Below are 576 nucleotides of genomic sequence, written 5' to 3' on the forward strand. Positions count from 1 at the left end.
TGCCGCCCAGCGCCGCGCCCAGCGTGTGCCCGACATCGCTTTGCGACAGGCCGAGCGAAGCGACCTTGTCGCGGTCCACCATCACGACGGTTTCGGGCTTGTCGATCTTCAGATTGCTGTCGACGAAGAGGAACATGCCGCTTTCGCGCGCTTTCTGCAGCACGGCTTGCGACACTTCGTTGAGGTTCTCGAACGGCTCCGTCGTGCTGATGACGAACTGCACGGGCAACCCTTGCGCGCCCGGCAGCGGCGGAAACTGGAACGCGGCGACGCGCGCGCCCGCAATGCCGTCCCACTGCTGCTGCAATTCCCGCTGCAATTGCGTCGCGCCTTTCTTGCGTTTGTCCCACGTCTTGAAGAGCACGCCGCCGAAGCCCTGGTTCAGCGTCGGCGCGCCCGTCAGTTGGAACATCTGCGAGTACTCGGGCAACTGCTTCGAGATGTCGAAGACCTGGTCTGCGTAAGTCTGCATCTGCTGGATCGTCGCATTCGGCGGCCCCTGGATCTGCGACAGCACGATGCCCTGGTCCTCCTGCGGCGCAAGCTCCGATTGCGATGTCATGAAGAGATACACGG

General features: G+C 63.2%; 1 protein-coding gene. It reads right to left on the reverse strand.

What is annotated here, in order from left to right:
- Positions 1-576: efflux RND transporter permease subunit (locus tag BN2476_RS44945; protein WP_173819736.1), on the reverse strand; the 576-nt coding region annotated here is incomplete at both ends.

This window comes from Paraburkholderia piptadeniae (assembly GCF_900007165.1).
Taxonomy (GTDB): domain Bacteria; phylum Pseudomonadota; class Gammaproteobacteria; order Burkholderiales; family Burkholderiaceae; genus Paraburkholderia; species Paraburkholderia piptadeniae.